13 protein-coding genes and 2 rRNA genes (1 of these 15 only partly in view) are annotated in these 18,878 nt (G+C 63.3%); 4 read left to right on the forward strand and 11 right to left on the reverse strand.

Going from position 1 to position 18,878, the window contains the following annotated elements; translation table 11 throughout:
• Positions 1–1,724 (forward strand): 23S ribosomal RNA (locus tag PSEEN_RS12185) (it extends 1,169 nt beyond the left edge of the window).
• A 133-nt stretch (positions 1,725–1,857) separates the two neighbouring features.
• Positions 1,858–1,973: ribosomal RNA gene (gene rrf / locus PSEEN_RS12190) — 5S ribosomal RNA — on the forward strand.
• 153 nt (positions 1,974–2,126) lie between these two features.
• Here the strand turns inward: rrf and PSEEN_RS12195 are convergent.
• Complete coding sequence (locus PSEEN_RS12195; protein ID WP_011533816.1) at positions 2,127–2,930, reverse strand: isocitrate lyase/PEP mutase family protein; 804 nt, start codon at positions 2,928–2,930, stop codon at positions 2,127–2,129.
• 168 nt (positions 2,931–3,098) lie between these two features.
• Complete coding sequence (locus tag PSEEN_RS12200; RefSeq protein WP_011533817.1) at positions 3,099–4,013, reverse strand: LysR family transcriptional regulator; 915 nt, start codon at positions 4,011–4,013, stop codon at positions 3,099–3,101.
• Between the two features lie 206 nt (positions 4,014–4,219).
• Here PSEEN_RS12200 and PSEEN_RS12205 point away from each other — a divergent pair, with 206 nt between their 5' ends.
• Together PSEEN_RS12205 and PSEEN_RS12210 are read left to right on the forward strand one after the other, a co-directional pair.
• On the forward strand, positions 4,220–5,242 hold the full coding sequence (locus tag PSEEN_RS12205) for a zinc-dependent alcohol dehydrogenase family protein (protein ID WP_011533818.1): 1,023 nt from the start codon (positions 4,220–4,222) through the stop codon (positions 5,240–5,242).
• 408 nt (positions 5,243–5,650) lie between these two features.
• Positions 5,651–7,141 carry a hypothetical protein gene (locus PSEEN_RS12210; RefSeq protein ID WP_011533819.1) on the forward strand — a complete coding sequence of 497 codons (1,491 nt, stop codon included), beginning with the start codon at positions 5,651–5,653 and terminating at the stop codon, positions 7,139–7,141.
• Here PSEEN_RS12210 and PSEEN_RS12215 read toward each other — a convergent pair.
• The 9 genes from PSEEN_RS12215 to PSEEN_RS12255 all read right to left on the reverse strand — a co-directional run bounded on the left by PSEEN_RS12215 (position 7,047) and on the right by PSEEN_RS12255 (position 18,829).
• The gene (locus PSEEN_RS12215) at positions 7,047–8,102 is read right to left on the reverse strand and encodes a hypothetical protein (RefSeq protein ID WP_011533820.1); all 1,056 of its coding nucleotides are present in this window, start codon (positions 8,100–8,102) and stop codon (positions 7,047–7,049) included. The genes PSEEN_RS12210 and PSEEN_RS12215 overlap by 95 nt on opposite strands.
• A gap of 89 nt (positions 8,103–8,191) precedes the next feature.
• Positions 8,192–10,588 (reverse strand): hypothetical protein, encoded by a 2,397-nt coding sequence (locus PSEEN_RS12220; RefSeq protein WP_011533821.1) that lies wholly within the window; start codon positions 10,586–10,588, stop codon positions 8,192–8,194.
• Between the two features lie 10 nt (positions 10,589–10,598).
• On the reverse strand, positions 10,599–11,753 hold the full coding sequence (locus PSEEN_RS12225; protein WP_011533822.1) for a hypothetical protein: 1,155 nt from the start codon (positions 11,751–11,753) through the stop codon (positions 10,599–10,601).
• Positions 11,732–13,168 (reverse strand): alkaline phosphatase family protein, encoded by a 1,437-nt coding sequence (locus PSEEN_RS12230; protein ID WP_011533823.1) that lies wholly within the window; start codon positions 13,166–13,168, stop codon positions 11,732–11,734. Before PSEEN_RS12230 ends, PSEEN_RS12225 begins: the two co-directional genes overlap by 22 nt.
• Positions 13,155–14,390: a metabolite traffic protein EboE gene (gene eboE, locus PSEEN_RS12235; RefSeq protein WP_011533824.1), complete on the reverse strand. Its 1,236-nt coding sequence runs from the start codon at positions 14,388–14,390 to the stop codon at positions 13,155–13,157. Before eboE ends, PSEEN_RS12230 begins: the two co-directional genes overlap by 14 nt.
• Positions 14,387–15,271: a TatD family hydrolase gene (locus tag PSEEN_RS12240; RefSeq protein WP_011533825.1), complete on the reverse strand. Its 885-nt coding sequence runs from the start codon at positions 15,269–15,271 to the stop codon at positions 14,387–14,389. Before PSEEN_RS12240 ends, eboE begins: the two co-directional genes overlap by 4 nt.
• Before the next feature lie 59 nt (positions 15,272–15,330).
• Entirely contained in the window at positions 15,331–16,071 is a 741-nt protein-coding gene (locus PSEEN_RS12245) for an EboA domain-containing protein (RefSeq protein WP_011533826.1), read from the reverse strand.
• Entirely contained in the window at positions 16,068–16,958 is an 891-nt protein-coding gene (locus PSEEN_RS12250; RefSeq protein ID WP_011533827.1) for a UbiA family prenyltransferase, read from the reverse strand. The genes PSEEN_RS12245 and PSEEN_RS12250 overlap by 4 nt, the downstream gene beginning before the upstream one ends.
• Entirely contained in the window at positions 16,955–18,829 is a 1,875-nt protein-coding gene (locus tag PSEEN_RS12255; protein ID WP_011533828.1) for a 3-dehydroquinate synthase, read from the reverse strand. The genes PSEEN_RS12250 and PSEEN_RS12255 overlap by 4 nt, the downstream gene beginning before the upstream one ends.
• Positions 18,830–18,878: the final 49 nt, after the last annotated feature.

Raw genomic sequence — 18,878 nt, forward strand, 5'->3', positions numbered from 1 at the left:
TGATGCGGTAGAGGAGCGTTCTGTAAGCCTGTGAAGGTGAGTTGAGAAGCTTGCTGGAGGTATCAGAAGTGCGAATGCTGACATGAGTAACGACAATGCGAGTGAAAAACTCGCACGCCGAAAGACCAAGGTTTCCTGCGCAACGTTAATCGACGCAGGGTTAGTCGGTCCCTAAGGCGAGGCTGAAAAGCGTAGTCGATGGAAAACAGGTTAATATTCCTGTACTTCCAGTTATTGCGATGGAGGGACGGAGAAGGCTAGGCCAGCTTGGCGTTGGTTGTCCAAGTTTAAGGTGGTAGGCTGAGATCTTAGGCAAATCCGGGATCTCAAGGCCGAGAGCTGATGACGAGTGCTCATTAGAGCGCGAAGTGGTTGATGCCATGCTTCCAAGAAAAGCTCCTAAGCTTCAGATAACTGGGAACCGTACCCCAAACCGACACAGGTGGTTAGGTAGAGAATACCAAGGCGCTTGAGAGAACTCGGGTGAAGGAACTAGGCAAAATGGCACCGTAACTTCGGGAGAAGGTGCGCCGGTGAGGGTGAAGCACTTGCTGCGTAAGCCCACGCCGGTCGAAGATACCAGGCCGCTGCGACTGTTTATTAAAAACACAGCACTCTGCAAACACGAAAGTGGACGTATAGGGTGTGACGCCTGCCCGGTGCCGGAAGGTTAATTGATGGGGTTAGCGCAAGCGAAGCTCTTGATCGAAGCCCCGGTAAACGGCGGCCGTAACTATAACGGTCCTAAGGTAGCGAAATTCCTTGTCGGGTAAGTTCCGACCTGCACGAATGGCGTAACGATGGCGGCGCTGTCTCCACCCGAGACTCAGTGAAATTGAAATCGCTGTGAAGATGCAGTGTATCCGCGGCTAGACGGAAAGACCCCGTGAACCTTTACTATAGCTTTGCACTGGACTTTGAGCTTGCTTGTGTAGGATAGGTGGGAGGCTTTGAAGTGGGGACGCCAGTTCTCATGGAGCCATCCTTGAAATACCACCCTGGCAACCTTGAGGTTCTAACTCAGGTCCGTTATCCGGATCGAGGACAGTGTATGGTGGGTAGTTTGACTGGGGCGGTCTCCTCCCAAAGAGTAACGGAGGAGTACGAAGGTGCGCTCAGACCGGTCGGAAATCGGTCGTAGAGTATAAAGGCAAAAGCGCGCTTGACTGCGAGACAAACACGTCGAGCAGGTACGAAAGTAGGTCTTAGTGATCCGGTGGTTCTGTATGGAAGGGCCATCGCTCAACGGATAAAAGGTACTCCGGGGATAACAGGCTGATACCGCCCAAGAGTTCATATCGACGGCGGTGTTTGGCACCTCGATGTCGGCTCATCACATCCTGGGGCTGAAGCCGGTCCCAAGGGTATGGCTGTTCGCCATTTAAAGTGGTACGCGAGCTGGGTTTAGAACGTCGTGAGACAGTTCGGTCCCTATCTGCCGTGGACGTTTGAGATTTGAGAGGGGCTGCTCCTAGTACGAGAGGACCGGAGTGGACGAACCTCTGGTGTTCCGGTTGTCACGCCAGTGGCATTGCCGGGTAGCTATGTTCGGAAGAGATAACCGCTGAAAGCATCTAAGCGGGAAACTTGCCTCAAGATGAGATCTCACTGGAGCCTTGAGCTCCCTGAAGGGCCGTCGAAGACTACGACGTTGATAGGTTGGGTGTGTAAGCGCTGTGAGGCGTTGAGCTAACCAATACTAATTGCCCGTGAGGCTTGACCATATAACACCCAAGCAATCTGCACATGAACGCAGATTGTGGTGGTGAAGACGAAAGAACCGAAAGTTCGCAACATCACAAATCACATATCCGAATTCGCTGGAGTATCCATCTGGATCTTCTGGCAACAGAATTTCTTGACGACCATAGAGCATTGGAACCACCTGATCCCATCCCGAACTCAGCAGTGAAACGATGCATCGCCGATGGTAGTGTGGGGTTTCCCCATGTGAGAGTAGGTCATCGTCAAGATTCATTTCGCAAAACCCCTATCTGCGCATGCAGGTAGGGGTTTTGTCTTTGCGCCCAAGAAACACGCGCCCGTTGTAGGAGCCGGCTTGCCGGCGAACACCGGCCATGCCGGTGCCATCCACCGCGGCGCGGCCTTCGCCGGCAAGCCGGCTCCTACAGAGGGGCCATCAGCGAATTCAGCTCGCCGTAGGTATGGGCTTTCAAGGCATGGGTGTCGAGTTGCCCACTCTCCAGGAAGCTGCGGGCCAACCCGCCCATGGCGCCATACAAGAACTCGGCGATGCTCGAACCGGCACTCAGGCGCCTGACACCAAGGCGTTGCAGTTGGTCGGGAGCGGCCAGGCCTGTGCGCCAGAGCAGGTTGACCGGCAAACTCGACTCTCGGCACACGGTGGCTATTTCATGCGGTTCGACCACACCGGCGGCGAACAATCCGTCCGCGCCAGCGTTGGCATACTGTGCAGCGCGTTTGAGGAGTTCTTCGAGGCGTTGCTCGGCCGGCACCAGGTTTTTCAGGTAGACGTCGCAGCGCACATTCACAAACAGGTTGACCCCGTGCTGATTGGCAACCCTCCTGGCGGCGTCAATCTTGTGCACGAGCAGCTCGGGCGAGGCCACGCCGTCTTCGATATTGACGCCAACCGCACCCGAGGCGATGACGGCCTCGACGACTTTGGCGACCTGTTCGGGATCGTCCGAATAGCCCCCTTCGATATCCACCGTCAGGGGTACGCCGAGTACCCGAGTCATCGAGCCGATGGTGGCACTGAGCAACTGCAGCGGAAGCTTGTTGCCGTCCTGGTAGCCATGGGACCAGGCCATCGCCGCGCTGCTGGTGGCGACGGCCTTGCTGCCCAGGCGCTCGACGAGGCGCGCGCCGCCAGCGTCAGCCACGTTGGCCAGAACCAGCAACCCTTGCCGGTGCAGACCATGAAAAACGTTATCCAGTGCTGCCATGAAATCCTGCTCCTTTGAACATCATGTTGATGGATCACTGCGTGCGAATTCAGTGCTCAAGGCTCTCGTTCAAGCGAATTGCTGGCTCAAGCGAGGTCCCAGATGTGGATTGTCCATCGGCGGTTCAATGGAAATGCCAGCTGTTCCGACCAGTACGTGGAGGGCGCTTTACAGACTGTCCGGGTCGCCAAAGAACATCTGTATCCGCGACCTCAACCATTTCTCCGCCGGATCGTTGTCCTGCGCCCCGCGCCAGGCCATGTGCAATTCGAACGTCCGCACCTCCAGCGGCAGGTCCTCCGCCCGCAACCCGCCCGCCGCCGTCAGCGCATCGGCCGTGTAGTCCGGCACCGTGGCGACGATATCGGTTCCCGCCAGCAAGCTCCCCAGACCGTTGAACTGCGGCACCGCCAGCACCACATGGCGCTTGCGGCCGATCTCGTCCAGCGCTTCGTCGATGAACCCCGACAGGTCGCCGGCGAACGACACCAGCGCATGGGGGCGTTCGCAGAAATCGTCCAGAGTGATGCTGCCGGGCATGCTGTCGGCGCGCAGCAGCTTGGGCATGCTGCGGCGCAGCACCTTGCGCTTGGCGTTGGCGGGCAGTTCGCTGGTGTAGCTCACGCCCACCGAAATCTCGCCCGAGGCAAGCAGGGTGGGCATCAGCAGGTAGTTGACCCGCCGTACTACCAGCACGATGCCGGGGGCTTCGGCGCGGATACGCTTGAGTAATTGCGGCAGCAGGGCGAATTCGGCGTCGTCGGACAAGCCGATGCGGAACACCGCGTTGCTGGTGGCCGGGTCGAACTCGGCGGCGCGGCTGACGGCGGTGGAGATCGAGTCCAGCGCCGGCGACAGCAGGGCGAAGATCTCGTGGGCCCGGGCAGAAGGCTCCATGCTGCGGCCGGTGCGCACGAACAACGGGTCGTCGAACAGGCTGCGCAGGCGCGACAGCGCGGCGCTGATCGCCGGCTGGCCGAGGAACAGTTTCTCGGCGGCGCGGGTCACGCTGCGTTCATGCATGAGCGTTTCGAACACGATCAGCAGGTTGAGGTCTACGCGACGCAAGTCGTTACGATTCATTCGATGCGGCTCGCTTTAGTGGGGCAGGGGTGAATCTTAAGGCCAAAGGCTGGTACCCTGCACCGATTTCCGGGTGCCAATGCACAGATTTGTCAGGGGCCCAATCAATGACAGGCATGTCGACTATTAACAGCCACTGATGGCCCAACCGTGAAAGCCCGGATAAAGTCCGTGGTAATACGAGATTCACATAGGCGAGGTATGCGATGTCCCGCATGATCCGTTTCCACAAGTTCGGCCCGGCCGATGTGCTCCGCTGCGAGGAGCAGGCCGAACCGACCCCGGCTGTCGGCGAGGTGCAGATTCGCGTCGAGGCCATTGGCGTGAGCTGGTACGACGTGCTCTGGCGGCAGAACCTGGCACCGTCCCAGGCGCACCTGCCGGCAGGCATTGGCCATGAGATGGCCGGTGTGGTCACGGCAGTCGGCGCCGGCGTGGATGATATTGCGGTGGGCGACCGGGTTGCCAGCTTCCCGGCCACCAGTGCCAACGACCACCCGGTGTACGGCGACGTCATTGTGCTGCCGCGCATGGCCATCACCCGTTACCCCGATGTGCTGACCCCCATCGAGGCCAGCGTGCACTACACGCCGCTGCTGATCGCCTATTTCGCCTTCGTCGACCTGGCCCGGGCCAAGGCCGGGCAGACGGCGCTGGTCACCGATGCCAGCCACTGCGCGGGGCCGGCCTTCGTGCAATTGGGCAAGGCGCTCGGGTTGAAAGTGTTCGCCGCCACCAAGGAGCCGGAGCAGCGCGATTATCTGCTGGGCCTGGGCGCGGACAAGGTGATCGTCACCGAAGAGCAGGACCTGCTGATGCAGATCGGCAAGTACACCGATGGCCGTGGCGTGGACATGGTCCTCGACGGCATGGGCGGGCCGCAGATGTCGCTGCTTGGCGATGTGCTGGCACCCCGTGGCAGCCTGGTGCTGTATGGCCTGCAGGGCGGCAACCAGACACCGTTCCCGGCCTGCGCGGCGTTCAAGAAGAACATTCAGTTCCACGTGCACTGTATCGGTAACTTCACCGGCAAGCCGGAGCTGGGTATCGACCAGGACCAGGTTGCCTTGCAACGGGCCTTGCGCGATATCAACCAGTTCACCGCCGATCATCTGCTGACGCCGCAGATCATCAAGGTGTATCCGTTCGCAAAAGTGGTCGAGGCTCATCGCCATATGGATGAATGCCCTTGTGGCGGGCGGGTGGTGTTGGATATGAAGGCGTCCTGACAGGTATCGAACTTCGCTCAGGTACTCCAGATACGCCAGATGTTCCAACTTGATGGGGCTGCTTTGCAGCCCTTCGCCGGCAAAGCCGGCTCCTACGGATGTTTGCACAGCCCGAAGGCGACGCGTCACCTGTAGGAGCCGGCTTTGCCGGCGAAGGGCCGCAGGGCGGCCCCATTCATTTTAACGAATCAGTAAGGTGTTTAAGTTAAAGGAAACTTATAGGATGCGTCCTACAAACTCAGGATGGATTAAGCAGCGTATGTCGGTCCTCTCCGCTAGTTTGAGATTATTCAATAATTACCTAAGCGTCTTACTTTAGTTTAGGAAGTTTCCTTCAAGCGCAACGCTATATTCATCTGCCAGAATTTACGCTTCAGCCTGAACCGTTCAGGCAAGTGGAGCGAACGCATGAGTAATACCCACGACCAAGCCATGCACTATGTTTACCAACAGGTCCTGCAACGCCTGTTCGAGCATATGAACCAGGCCCAGCGCGCGTCGGTGCAACTGTTGATCCAGCGCTTGCTGGTGGTGGCAGGTGGCCATGAGCACGTCGGCCGATTCCAGCTGATGGTGCTGCACGGGGCCGATCGGCGCAGCGCCCATTTGCTGGCCTGCCTGCGCGCCGCGCAACTGAGCATTTCCCTGCGCTATGTCGACACCTTCCGGATGAGAGTGTTGGTGGCCAGGCATCCGACCCTCGACGACACCACCCTGGCCAGTCACGAGCGCTGTTTCAGTGCGCTGTTCCTGCACGACGACCCGCGGGTCGAGCTGCTGCGTACCGACGGTGGCCAGATCGGACGATTCAGCGCCCGCCCGAGCTGTTCGTCCGAACAACGTGCCGCCAGCGGCAAGGCCTGGTTGCTGTTTGGCCACCTGACGGGAGGTCAGCCCGAAGCGGTGCTGGGCGCGAGGGCCTATCTGGAGTTGGCGGCAGGCCTGGGCAAGGCGTTGGCGATGCCCGGTGATGTCGATGCATTGGTGACTGTCGTGCCGGCAAGCCAACGCCGCCGCCTGCTGGCCTGGAGCAGGCATTGCCTGCGCCAGTTGGTCGAAGCGGGATACAGCGCGCCAGGCAACGACATCGATGCCCTCGCCGCAGGGCTGACGCGCCTGGGCCTGCTGCTGGCCGATCCCTTCGAGGCACCGACACCCCGCACACAGGACGGGGGCCGGCAAGGCTTGCGTGTGGTGACGGTCGAGGATGTGCTGCAGCATCTGGATGATAGTGGCCCCCTCGATCAGATGCTGGGGCGCCAGGACGCCTTACCGTGCTCGGCCCAGGGCCCGGCAGGTCTGTTCGATCCCCTGCCACTGGCACACCTGCATGGCCTGCAAGCGCAGCATGTCGGGGCGCGTGGTTATCGCGAGGGTGCCCAGGCATTCTTCCGAAGCCTTGAGCCAGCACAGGAGGCTTGGCCTCAGGGCCAGGCATTGCGCGAAGTGGCCCAGGCGCGCCTGTTCGATGCCTATGGCGTGGGCGAGGATCAACTGGTCTGCCAGCTGTTTTGCCCCTTCGAAGCCAGGGGCCGCAACCTGGAGGCGTTCGTGCAACGTTGCCATCCAGGCATGCGCGTCGCCTTGCCTTACCTGCACCAGGCGTTGCAGGGCCGGCCTTGCCCGGAGCCGGTCAGGCAATGGCTGATCGACACAAGCGGCCTTGATTTGACGCTACTGCGGTCAATCTACGCAGGCCGGCCGGGGGCGACGATCCAGCACCTGCTGCAGATGCTGGGCAGGCGTGACAGGTGGTTGCGGGTCATGCAAGTCAGTGGGGGACCCATGGCGCCGTCGTCGGGCGTCAGAGCGGTACCCGGCGCAACCGCCCGTCCAGTGGCACCACTCGACCCTCGGGCGTCGGCAGCGGACGGCCCGACAGGCCCATGCCTTCGCTGACCACCACCGCACCCTCCACCAGGCACAGGTTCGACGGTGTATCCAGCTCGCGGGCCAGGATGCTCACCACGCCGCTGTGCAGGTCGCAATGCAGCAAGCGGCCGCTGAAACGGGTGAAACCGCCATGCAGCGCCTCGCCGTTCCAGTCGGCGCGCAGGGGTTGCTGCAGGCTGGCGCAGAGCTCCAGGACCAGCACGTTGCCCTGCGGGTCCAGGGCCAGGCCGGTGGGCAGTTGCAGGCCGTCGATCAGCACCTCGAGGCGCCCGCTGGCCGGCCACACCCGGATCACCTGGCCGGCCTTGTCGGCGAAGTCCACGCCTTTGCGCGCCGGGTCGCAATGCAGCTCGCCGGAGAACAGGCTGACCAGCACCGCCCCGGTTGCCGGCTCGTATACCAGGGTGACAGGCACGGCCTCCTGGTTCTGCTCCAGGTGCGGCAGGTGCACCAGCACCTGTTCTTGCGCGCCGGGGCGCAACTCCACCAGCTCGTTGGTATCCGGTTTGACCGCCAGCCAGCTGCGCCGACCGGGGTGGTAGCACAGGGCATTGAGGTTGCCCTGGCTGTGACACACCGGTTCGGGGGGGCTGTATCGCAGGTCGAGGAGTTTCGAGCCTGTGACGTAATCAGTCTGGCTGACCAGGCAGCGACCGTCGCCACAGGCGATGTCCGACAGGCCCATGATCTCGTCGCGCAGCATGCGTGCCTGCATGTTCATGGCACGGAAGCCCTGGGCGAGGGTTTCGCGGGGCAGGTACGCGCCTGGCTTGCCCGGGTCGACAGGCAGGCGGCTGATCCGCCCGGTGAACGGGTCGCCGGGCAGGCCGCTGCCGGCTTCGACCAGCAGCAGGCTGCCGTCGTCCTCGGCATGGATGCCGCGGGGGTTGAGCAGGCCTTCGGCGATGATCGAGGTGGGGCGCAGGGTTTCGCGGGGGTGGTGCGGGATATGGAGTGTTGTTGGCATGGATCCTTCCTGTCGCGGGGGTTCTTGAGCCTTGTTCCCTGAATCATGAAAAGCGCCGGGCGACATCACTGCCACCCGGCGCTCGTGCCTCAGTTGATCTTCAGGTGGTTGTAGTCATCCATGGTCAGCTGCTTCGGTGGGTACTTCAGTTGCACCAGCTTCTGCGCCCAGAGCTCGAGCACTGAACGACGGCTTTGCGGCATATCCCGAGTGATCGGCATGGCCACGGTGCTTTCTTCCTGGTACGCCTTGCTGATCAGGCGGGTGAGCTGGTCCACCGCACCCTCGATGCGCGACAGGTCATTGAGCGGCATGTACTTGCCCATGATCGGGTACAGGTAGTAGTAGGGCTCGAAGATCCTCGGGTAGATGAAGCTGTCCCAGATCAGTTGTCCCGCGTCGGCTTTCAGATAGACCTTGTTCCATTGGTCGACGAACGCCTGCTTCAGCGTGGGTTCCTCCGGCAGCACCCGCAGTGGCGCGAGGAAGTCCACGTAGGCGGTCAGGTAGTTGAAGCTGAAGACGATATCGGCCTTGCCGTCTTCGTTGGGGTAGAAGCGCAAGGTCGGGAAACCGGGAAGCTTGCCGGTGACCGTCACGCTGGCGATACCGTTGTCGTCGGTGGTGATCGGCAGGTAGTTGTAGGTCACCTGTTCGTTCGCCGGCTCCTGCAGGTACCGGGTCTGCGTTTTGGCGCCCTCGAAGACCAGGCAGGCGGCTAGCGATATGCCGGCGGGGGTGGTCTTGTACTGCTGGTACGTCACCTCCGTGCCGACATCGTTCGCCACCTCGCTGCGCAAGCCCACCAGCTTGCGTCCCGCGCCCTCGGTTGCCACGGCATCGACTTCAGGGGCTCCGACGAACTGCGGCCAGACTTCGGTGTTGTGCGTGCGATCAGCCGGGAAGTCCTTGAACAGGGTAAAGTCCGGGTTGTTGCTGAAACCCAGGTAGTAGCTGGAGGTGCCCAGCAGATAGGGGTTGTTGTATTCCGCCACCAGCAGGTTGGTGTTCTTCGCGGGTACGCCATTCTTCTGCACCATGATCTGCAGGGTCCTGGTTTCGCCTACGTCGATGAAACTGCCGCTCTGGATCACTTCGGCAGTCCAGGTCGCCTGCTTCGAGGTCGGGATCCCGGTCGCCTGCTGTTGCAGCGCCAGCGGCGCGCCGCTGGTCAACTGCGCCTGCTGGCTCTCGGTGAGCAGCAGGTCAAGGATGCCCGAGCGCTGCTCGAACATGCTCTGTTGGTAGTCCGCGTAGGTGAAGCTGGTCACCGGGACGAACGTGCCACCCTGGTCGATGCCCACGTCGAAGCTGCCGAGGTCGAGTTTTTCTGCCGTCGGGATATCGGGATTCTGACCTGCTTGTGGTGTGGCGGGCTTGAACGGGAAGGTATTCATCAGGTCCAGCGACAAGATGCTGTCGTGAACCTGCGCCGAGACGACACCCAGCTGTACCTCGGGCGGAGACTCGAAGTTGTACTGCGCGGGCACGGCCACTGCAATGTCAGGCACCAGGCGCACGCCGGCCGGCGCGGTCGGGTACTCGTCATCCAGCCACAGGCCCAGGACACCGGAAGTGCAGCTGTAGGCCGGGTTGAAGAAGATGCCCGCGGGGTTGCTCAGGCCTTTCTGGTACAGCGCCTGGACCTTGGCCATGTCCAGCGGGTCCTGGGATTTGGCACTGATGGGTGGCTGGTCGTTGAACACGCCGTTCTTGTCGTAGAAGGTCAGGTAGGTGCAGAAGCGGAACATCAGGCCCTGCACGCCCGGTGTGTCCAGTTGCGCCTGGAGGTTCTTCAGCAGCACCGAATCGCCGACCACCCAGCTCAGGTTTTCTTTCGGGAAGCAGGTCTGCCAGGTGGTGGTGACATAGTTCAGCCCGCCGAAGGCGCCCCAGTTGAAGTTGAGGAAGCGATCGAGCATGCGGAACTGCCGCTTGGCGGTCAGGCCGCAGGTGGCGTCGCCCAGGACCAGCCTGTCGAAGTACAGCGCGGTGAAGGTGTTCTGCCAGGGGCTGACGTCGACGAAGCGCGCCGGGCTCGGGTTGGTGCTGCCGAACGGATTGCCATACAGGTTGTAGGGTAGGGTGATCAGCGGGTCGCTTTTGACATAGCCACCGGTGGGCAGTTCGCCGCCGATGATGGTGGAGGTGGTCTCTTTGTAGGTGACGGTGCCGCAGCCGTTGTCGCCGAACAGATCCCACTCGGCGGGCATCATGACGGGGTAACGATTGCGCGGGGACGGCGCATTGGGCGGCGCCTGGGTGACATAGTCCGGCGCCTCGTGGAGCGCCCGGGGCGTGATCATCCAGTTCAGCAGCAGGTCACCGGCATTGTCCTTGTTGATGTTGTAGTACTGGAGAAAGCGCCAGTTCATCTCCATGTTCACCGCGTCGTACAGGGGGAACATATCGTTGTTGTTACCCGTGGGCGGGTTCCAGAACATGTGGCCTTTCAGGTAGATGCGGGGGAAGTTCAGTACGCTCATGTCGTGCTCCTTAAGGACGCTGCCACTGGGCGCGCTTCAGCGACCAGACAAAATCGAGTTTGTTGTAGCCCTTGAACTCGGACGCGGGCACCGGCTCGGTCGGGTAGACGATGCCACCCTGGCCGGCCTCGCCGCCCCGGGCGAAGTTGAAGTAGCCGTCGTTCTTCGAATAGGCCGCCGTGCCGTGGCAGGCAAAGCACGAGGACTGGGTCTGGAAGGCCGACTCCAGCTGGGAGTTGGCCAGCAGCGTGGGGCTGGTCTGCAGTTGCGTGCCGATCAGCGCGTAGCGCGACAGGTTCCCGTACCAGCCCTGGAACTGTGTGTTGACCGGGATGGCCGCGGGCGTCGGCCCGGTGCTGTTGGTCATCGGCTGGGACGGCACGGCGTTGGTCACGGTGTACAGGTGATTGTTGACGTTCTCGAAGGTGGTCCAGACCCAGCCGGTGACCAGCTTGTTGATCACGTGCAGGGCCGTGAGCGCGGCGTAGCCGACCTCGTAGGTGCCGTCCTTGTTCTGGTAGTAGGCCTGGGCGATGTAGTAGCCGTCCTTTTCCAGTTGCGCCTGGTAGGTGGCGTCGCTGCCGATCCACAACCAGCCGGCCTTCACTTCCCAGGCGGTGGCCGGGAAGTCCAGGCCGGTGGTAAGGGCGTCCTGGCCATTCATGTTGTAGACGCCCTGGTCGACGATGTAGTTGAAGGTGGACTCGCCCATCAGCAACTGGAAGCGCACGGGCTTGCCTTGTTGCGATGCCGGTACCGCCCCGCCCATTTCCAGGGACAGGCCATCCACCTGCTGGGTGGCGTTGAGGTTGTGGAAGGCGCGCTTGAGGTTCATCCCCGCAATCGTGGCGGCCTGTTTCGTCACGTCCTCCGGAGGGGTGAAGGGCGTGCCGTAGGGCGTGGGTTTGGCGCCATTGGCCAGGTACACCTGGTCCGACGGCTTCATGGTTTCCCAGACCCGGTCCAGACCGTTCGGCGCCAGCTGGTTCAGGCAGTTGAACCAGTTCCAGCTCAGGGTTTCCTTGCTCGTTTCGAGCAGGGCCTGGGCCTGGGCCTGATTGCCGTTGAAGGTCAGGAAGTTGCTGCAACTGAAGGTGTTGGTGTTATCAGCCTGGGCCAGTCCGGCCAGTGTACTGAGAACGGTTATCGAGATGGCTCGCCGCATGTGTGCTCCTTGGCATTGGCCAGGTCAGTTGGGTTCTGCTCCAGGAAATGCAGAAGCAGCAGGTGCTTGACCGCCGTTGCCGCAATGCGCCGCGGCAGCGGTACGTCGCAATCGGTGATCAGCAACGGGCCTACCTGCTCGCTGGCGGGTGGGCGGCCGTGGCTGCCACGGACCAGGCCGCTGTCCAGCGGGATCAGGTCCATGTAGTAGCGCATGCCGAGCTTCTTCTGTAGCAGACGGCGCGCCACCTTCAGCTTGGGGAAGCGAATGGCCGGGTCGACGAACAGCTCCACCGGGTCGTAGCCGGGCTTGCGATGGATGTCCACGGTGCGAGCGAAGTCCGGCGCCTTGCGCTCGTCGAACCAGTAGTAGTAATCGAACCAGAATCCCGGGGCGGCCAGCGCCACCAGTTCGCCGCTGCGAGGGTGGTCCAGTTGCCAGGTGCGCTGCTCGGCCCGATCGAGCACCTGCTCGATGCCGGGCTGGCGCTGCAGAAGGGCCTTGATGCGCGGAACATCCTCCTCGCGCCTGACGTAGACATGGGCGATCTGGTGATCGGCCACCGCGAAGGCCGCGCTGGCACCGGGGTCGAGCAGTTCCCAGGTCAGCGACTGGCGCACCTGCAACAAGCCTTGCTCGCGCAGGACGCGGTTGATGGACACCGATTGCCCGACCGCCTCGATGCCGTACTCCGACAGCAGCATCACCGCCGCGCCCTGGTCCCGGGCGAAGCTCAGCAGGCGCCCGACTTCATGGTCGATGGCCCGTACCTCAGCGGCGATCGACGGGTGCTCGGGGCCGACCCTCTGCAGGCTGTAGTCGAGGTGGGGCAGGTAGACCAGTTGCAGGTCGGGGCGATTGAGCTGGAATTCGAGCAGGGCGCAATCGACGATCCAGCGGCTCGAGGCGATGCCCGCCGCCGGCCCCCAGAAGCCGGGGAAGGGGAACTCGCCGATCTGTGCTTCGATCCGTTCGTGCAGGCCCGGCGGCGACGAATACAGCCCGAAGAGCTTGCGCCCGTCGGCCGGATAATGCGGGCGCGGGGTGATCGAGGCATCGACGTTGGCGTACATGTTGTACCACCAGAACAACTGGCTGCAGCGAAACCCGGGCAGTGCGCGCTTGAGCGTGTCCCAGACCTTCTCGCCCTGGATCAGCGCGTTGGGTTGCAGCCAGAAACGCACCTCGGCCTGGTCGCGAAAGTACCAGCCATTGCCGACGATACCGTGCTGCGACGGCGCTGCCCCGGTCAGGATCGAGGCCTGCACCGTGGAGGTCACCGCCGGGAATGACGGTTGCAGGCTGGCCATCTGCGCGGCTTTCAGCAGTGCGTTGATATGCGGCGTGTTCGGCCCCAGCAGCGAGGGCGTCAGGCCGACCACGTTGATCAACAGCAGGGGTTTACGGGCAGGCATCGGCATGCCCCTCGTGTATTGGCGCGCGCAGCAGACGACGCTGGCGCAGTTGTGACTCGACCCAGTGCAGTTCGGCGGCGATGCCGCGCAGTTGGGCCTGCTCGTCGCTCGGCCGCAGTTGTGCCGGCAGGACACCCCAGCTGTAGGTTTCCACCTCCAGCACCGGGCGCAGGTCGTCGTGGGCAGCCAGATAGTCGAAGGTCTGCCCCAGTGCGACCTGGCTGCCGCTGAGTTCGGGCAGCAGAAGCTGCTCGCTGAACAGCGGGACGTGGAAGTGAATCCGCAACTCGCCATAGCGCCCGGGATCACTGGCGCAGTCGGCCAGTGCGGCAGGCAGGTCGGCCCAGGCCACCAGGCGCCCTTGATGGTCCCGCGCCTTGACCTGATGCAGGTAGGTGGCTTCGCAAAACTGGCCGAGCACGTCAAAGACCTGCGCGAAACGCTGCGGGTCATTGGCCGGCAGGCGGCAGATCATGGCGTTGGACAGCTGGATCTTGCCGATCGGCACCCCGGCCAGGCGCAGGCGGTCCAGCGAGCGATAGCAGTCCTCGAACATCACGGCCTGATGGCAGACGTCGAAGCACAGGGCCAGGTATTCATGGTGCGGATCACTGGCTTGCCAATGGGCGAAGAAGGCGATGGCCTGGTCGGTGTTTTCCAGTACGCAGTCCGGCTCCATTTCCAGGCAGAACACCACCTTCCTGCCGCACTCGCGATGCAGCCGGGCCAACTCGGCGGTGAGCTGGCGCAACTGCTGTTCGGCGCGCTGCTGCAAGGCCGGACTCCAGTTGGCGGCGTAGCCCAGGGGCACGGTGGAAATCACCCCTTGTCGGCAGTCCGCCGGCAAGGCCTGCGCCAGGATTCGTGCGAGGTTCAGGCTGTAGGCCAGGCGCTCGGGCATGGACCAGTCGGGCATGTAGACCTCGGCCTTCACCGCGCCCTCATGGAACTCGCCATAGGGAAAACCGTTCAGCGAGGTAAGGCGCAGCCCGGTGTCCTGTAGCAGGTCGAGAAAGCGGCCGCATGCCGACGCGTCCTGCAACGCGTCGGCGGCGCGGGCGCAGATCCACAGGCCGCTGTCCTGTTCGTGCAGCCCGCGCAGGTGGCGCACGCCCTGGAAGTGGCGCTCGATCGAGGCGCGCAGCCCGGCCAGGTCGCGGGTCGGGTGCACATTGGCGCAGTAACCGAGTTGTGTGGGCGTCCAGCACGCGGCGGCGCTCATTTGATCACCGGGTCCTGGCCGCGCAGGGCCGAGTTTTCCTGCCAGGTCTTGCGTTGGTCGATCGGCAATGGCGTGCTGACCAGGGCCTTGTCCAGTTGGCCGCTCTGGGCGAAGAAGTCGACCGGGTTATGGAACAGCACCTGCTCGACCTGGGCTTCGCTGAAACCGGCTTCGCGCATGGCCTGGCCGGTCTTCGGCACTTTCAGCGGATCGCTGACGCCCCAGTCGGCGGCGCTGTTGACGATCATTTTCTCCGTGCCGTATTGCTGCAGCAGGGCGACCATGCGCTGTTCCGACATCTTGGTGTTGGGATAGACCGAATGGCCGCGCCAGCAGCCGGTCTCCAGCACCAGGGGCAGGGTCAGCTCGTTGAGGTGGTCGATCACCACCAGGTGCTCGGGGATGCCGACTTCGCGGATCACCGCCAGGGTGCGCTTGGTGCCGCCGATCTTGTCGCGGTGCGGGGTGTGCACCAGCACCGGCAGGCTGAACTGTTTGGCCAGCTCCATCTGCAGGGCCAGGAAACGGTCTTCCTCCGGGGTGATGTCGTCGTAGCCGATTTCGCCGACCGCCACCACGCCATCCTTGACCAGGTAGCGCGGCAGGATGTCCAGCACTTCCTGGGCCAGCCGCAAGTTGTTGGCTTCCTTGGGGTTGATACCAATAGTGCAGAAGTGGTGGATGCCGAACATGCTGGCGCGAAAGCGCTCCCAGCCCAGCAGGGTGTCGAAGTAGTCGACGAAGCTGCCGACACTGGTCCGCGCCTGGCCCTGCCAGAACGCGGGCTCGATCACCCCGGTGATGCCGGCGGCCGCCATGTTCTGGTAGTCGTCGGTGGTACGGCTGACCATATGAATGTGCGGGTCGAAATACGTGGGCATGGTGAATCCTCATCAAGGGCAAGGAGATGTCGGTTGTGCGGGGGCCGGCGGTGGATCGGTCAGCTGCCGAAGAGGTGCTCGTGCCACTCCGTCGGCAAGCGTTGCTGCTGGTACAGGTCTGCCAGGTGCTTGCGCTGCGGCGGGCTGAGCAGGCCGAAGGCGATCAGCCGGGGCAGGCTGGGTGATACCGGGCGCCCGGCGGCGAGCTGTTCGTCCATCAGGTCGAGGGCCAGCTGGTTGAGGGTCGCGCCCTGGCGCTGCGCCAGGCCGACCACCCGTGCGGCATCCAGGCCCATGCCCAGCGCCTTGAGCACCAGTTGATGGAAGGCCCGCTCCGGGTAGTGACGGGACGCATAGGGTGAGTCCAGTGCCAGGGCGGCGAACACCCGCGGGTTGCTGGTGCGGCCGGCGAACAGGGCCAGCTCAAGGCAGCGGCCGGCGCTGTCGAGGTCATCGAGGACCTTGAGCAGGACCGCCTTTTCCTGGTCGTCGCCCCATTGGAACAACTGCTCCAGCAGCGCCGGGCGGGCCGCTTCGTGCTGCAGGCCGACGACACAGGCCAGCAGCAAGGCGCGGACCAGCTCGATGGTGCTCCAGCCATCGGCGCCGGGCACCGCCTGGTCACGCAGGTGGCGCTTGCATTGGCTGCTGAGCAGGGCGGCGGTGTTGGCGTCCGGTGATTGCCGCAGGCGTTCCTGGGCCTGTTGCCACCAGCGCTTTTCGGTTTCGTCGAGCAGTTGATCCAGGGCCCGGCTGTGTTCGGCCAGCCGTGGCTGGGGCACGCTGACGTCCATGTTCATGTCGGTTTGATCCAGCGTTGAAAGTGGGGAAGCAGGAAAAACATCAACACGCAGAACAGGCTGCCCAGGGGCTGGTTGGCCACGGCCATCACCAGGGCGTCGAACAGGGGCAGGGCGGCCAGGCCGGCACCGATGAAGGCGCGGACCTTCAAGCGCTGCGGATTGGCCAGGTGCAGCCAGTAATGGCGACCGAGCCAGCCCAGCCAGAGCAGCAGCAGCGGCCAGAACCACAGGGTCTCGGCGTAGATCGCCAGGGCCAGCGGGCTGAGCATCAGCAGCAGGGGCAGGCGGCTGAGCAACTGGTTGCGGTGCTCCTGGCTGGCCAGGTAGGTCAGCCCGCTGATGTACACGCCAAGCAGGATCGCGCAGAGCCAGATGGGTTGCGGCGGCACCGTCAGGCTGGCTGCTGCGGTGAGGTACAGCGCCGAGCGGCAGGCCCCCATCAGCCAGACGCTGTGCACGTACTTTTTATGCAGCAGGTTGTAGCCGAGGATGCAGCCGACCAGCACGGTGATGCTGCCCAGCAACCACTGGGGCTGCTCGGTCAACTGGCTCAGGCCCAGTGCCGAGGCCCCCGCCAGGGCCAGCAGGAGCAGGGTCGCAAGCCGTACGTGCCGGCTGCTGACCAGGCCCAGGGTAATCGGGCGGGGGTTGCTGTGCCGCTGGTCCCAATCGGCGTCCAGCAGGTCGTTCAGTAGCATGCCGGCCAGGTAAAGGAGCGACAGCGTCACCAGCAGCAGCCCCCACACCAGCGCTGACGGTGGCGCCAGGGCACCGGTGCTGCTGGCCAGGAGGCCGGCGGCGAGGGCGTTGGTCCACACCGTTGGCAGGTTGGAGACCCGGCCCAGGGTCATCCAGGTCTTGAGGCTTGCCTGGGGCTGGTTCATTGCGCGCACCCCTCGCTCAAGGAGAAGGGGGCCGCGTCGAGGCTGGAGAGGCGCAGCAGGGCCTGCTGCATCAGGCGCTCATCGATTTCATGCAGGTCGACCGAGGCACCGATGCGGCTAAGCAGGGGGATCGACAGCTGACCGCCCAGATGCTGACGGAACTCCTCCAGCCCAAGCATGACCTGGAAGCGTCCCAACTCGTCTTTGAAGGTCAGTTCCGCCGGGCACAGATTGAACCCGAGCGTTTGCAGGAGGCTCACCACCCGCTCGCTGTCGGTATCGCTCAACAGCCCCAGGGCATTGGCATAGAGCGCGTCGAGGGCCATGCCAACGGCGACCGCCTCGCCATGGCGCAGGCGGTGCTGGCTAAGGTTTTCCAGCTTGTGCGCGGCCCAATGGCCGTAGTCCAGCGGCCGGCCGTTGCCGCGCTCGAACGGGTCGCCGGCGCCGGTGATATGCCCCAGGTGCAGTTGGGCGCAGCGGAAAATGGCATGGCGGCTGGCCGGATGATCGAAGCGGGCGAGGGCGGCGGCCTGTTCCTCCATCCACTGGAAGAACGCCGCGTCCTTGATCAGCGCCACCTTCACCGCTTCGGCCAGGCCGGCGATCTGGTCACGGCGGCTGAGGCTGGTCAGCAACTGGAAGTCGTTGATCACGGCGGTGGCGGGGTAGAAGGCGCCCAGCAGGTTTTTCTGGCCGAAGGCATTGATGCCGTTCTTCACGCCGATGCCGGCGTCGTTCTGCGCCAGCACCGTGCTCGGCAGGCGGATCAGGCGGATGCCGCGGTGGAAGGTGGCGCAGGCGTAACCCACCGAATCCAGCAAGGCGCCGCCGCCCATGGCCAGCACGTAGCAGTGCCGGTCGAGACCGTGCTCGAGCATGTCGGCGTACAACTGCTGGAGTACCTGCGCGGTCTTGCTCTGCTCACCGGCCGCGACGGCGATCGGCGCGGCCAGTAGGTGCAGGTCGCGGGCATGGCTGGCGAACCAGGCCTCGATCTGTCCGGACAGCTGTGGATTGCACTGCAACAAGTGCTGGTCGGCGAAGACCAGCACCGTCACCCGGCCGTGCTGCCCGGCGGTGAGCTGCTGGTGCAGGCAGGGGTTGCGCAGGTCGAACAGATGATCGGTAAAGCGCACCGGATAGTCGTAGCTGACCTCGAAGCGGCCGTGCAGCACCTCAGGCGTGGCGGGTTTGCGCAGCCTCTTGAACAGGCTGTAGCCGGCAATGAACAGCCCCGGCAGGACCATGCTGGCGAGGAGCGTGACCAGCAGCGCGTTCTGCTCGATGAGGAAGCTGCCGATGGCGCAGTAGGCCAGGGCCAGGCCCATGTTGGCCAGGGTCGTGACCAGGACGAAGGCGCGCAGCGGATAGTGCTGCATGCCGGCGGCGACCACCGAGGTCTCCGCCAGTACCGGCACACCGCGCAGGCAGATCAACGACAGGGTGCCGAGCTTTTGCCCCAGCTGTCCGGGTTTGCGTTGATGCAGGCCGAGGCGGCCGGACAGCACACGCAAGTAGCCGGCGCCCAGGGCATAACCCAGCCAGGCGCCAAGGCACAGCCCCACGAAAATCACCAGGTAGCCACCGACGCTGCCCAGGGCGGCCACGGCGAGCAGCGCCACCACGCTCGAAGGCACCGGCAGCACGACGTCCAGTGCCAGCAAGGCGATCAGCAGCAGGGCCAGGTGGGCTTTGCGGGCGGGGCTATCGGGCAGGTAGAGCTCAAGGTGGGCCAGGAAGTCCTGGATTTGTTGCTCGAACAACAGAAAGCTGGCGATCAGCAGTGCGCTGAAGCAAACCAGTGATACCCAGAAGTATTCGGCAGGCGCATTGTTGCCGAGCACACGATGCCACAGGCTGCGCTTCATCAAGCATCCCTCTTGATATTGTTATGACTGATTTCCGCTTCAGTTTTCG

Origin of the sequence: Pseudomonas entomophila L48 (assembly GCF_000026105.1) — a bacterium.
Classification (GTDB): domain Bacteria; phylum Pseudomonadota; class Gammaproteobacteria; order Pseudomonadales; family Pseudomonadaceae; genus Aquipseudomonas; species Aquipseudomonas entomophila.

Excerpts from the sequence above, each read along its gene's own strand:
- PSEEN_RS12215 (WP_011533820.1), bottom strand. The coding sequence starts at position 8,102 with ATGCCAACAACACTCCATATCCCGCACCACCCCCGCGAAACCCTGCGC.
- PSEEN_RS12220 (WP_011533821.1), bottom strand. The coding sequence starts at position 10,588 with ATGAGCGTACTGAACTTCCCCCGCATCTACCTGAAAGGCCACATGTTC.
- eboE (WP_011533824.1), bottom strand. The coding sequence starts at position 14,390 with ATGAGCGCCGCCGCGTGCTGGACGCCCACACAACTCGGTTACTGCGCC.
- PSEEN_RS12195 (WP_011533816.1), bottom strand. The coding sequence starts at position 2,930 with ATGGCAGCACTGGATAACGTTTTTCATGGTCTGCACCGGCAAGGGTTG.
- PSEEN_RS12210 (WP_011533819.1), top strand. The coding sequence starts at position 5,651 with ATGAGTAATACCCACGACCAAGCCATGCACTATGTTTACCAACAGGTC.
- PSEEN_RS12225 (WP_011533822.1), bottom strand. The coding sequence starts at position 11,753 with ATGCGGCGAGCCATCTCGATAACCGTTCTCAGTACACTGGCCGGACTG.
- PSEEN_RS12200 (WP_011533817.1), bottom strand. The coding sequence starts at position 4,013 with ATGAATCGTAACGACTTGCGTCGCGTAGACCTCAACCTGCTGATCGTG.
- PSEEN_RS12230 (WP_011533823.1), bottom strand. The coding sequence starts at position 13,168 with ATGCCTGCCCGTAAACCCCTGCTGTTGATCAACGTGGTCGGCCTGACG.
- PSEEN_RS12245 (WP_011533826.1), bottom strand. The coding sequence starts at position 16,071 with ATGAACATGGACGTCAGCGTGCCCCAGCCACGGCTGGCCGAACACAGC.
- PSEEN_RS12205 (WP_011533818.1), top strand. The coding sequence starts at position 4,220 with ATGTCCCGCATGATCCGTTTCCACAAGTTCGGCCCGGCCGATGTGCTC.
- PSEEN_RS12255 (WP_011533828.1), bottom strand. The coding sequence starts at position 18,829 with ATGAAGCGCAGCCTGTGGCATCGTGTGCTCGGCAACAATGCGCCTGCC.
- PSEEN_RS12250 (WP_011533827.1), bottom strand. The coding sequence starts at position 16,958 with ATGAACCAGCCCCAGGCAAGCCTCAAGACCTGGATGACCCTGGGCCGG.
- PSEEN_RS12240 (WP_011533825.1), bottom strand. The coding sequence starts at position 15,271 with ATGCCCACGTATTTCGACCCGCACATTCATATGGTCAGCCGTACCACC.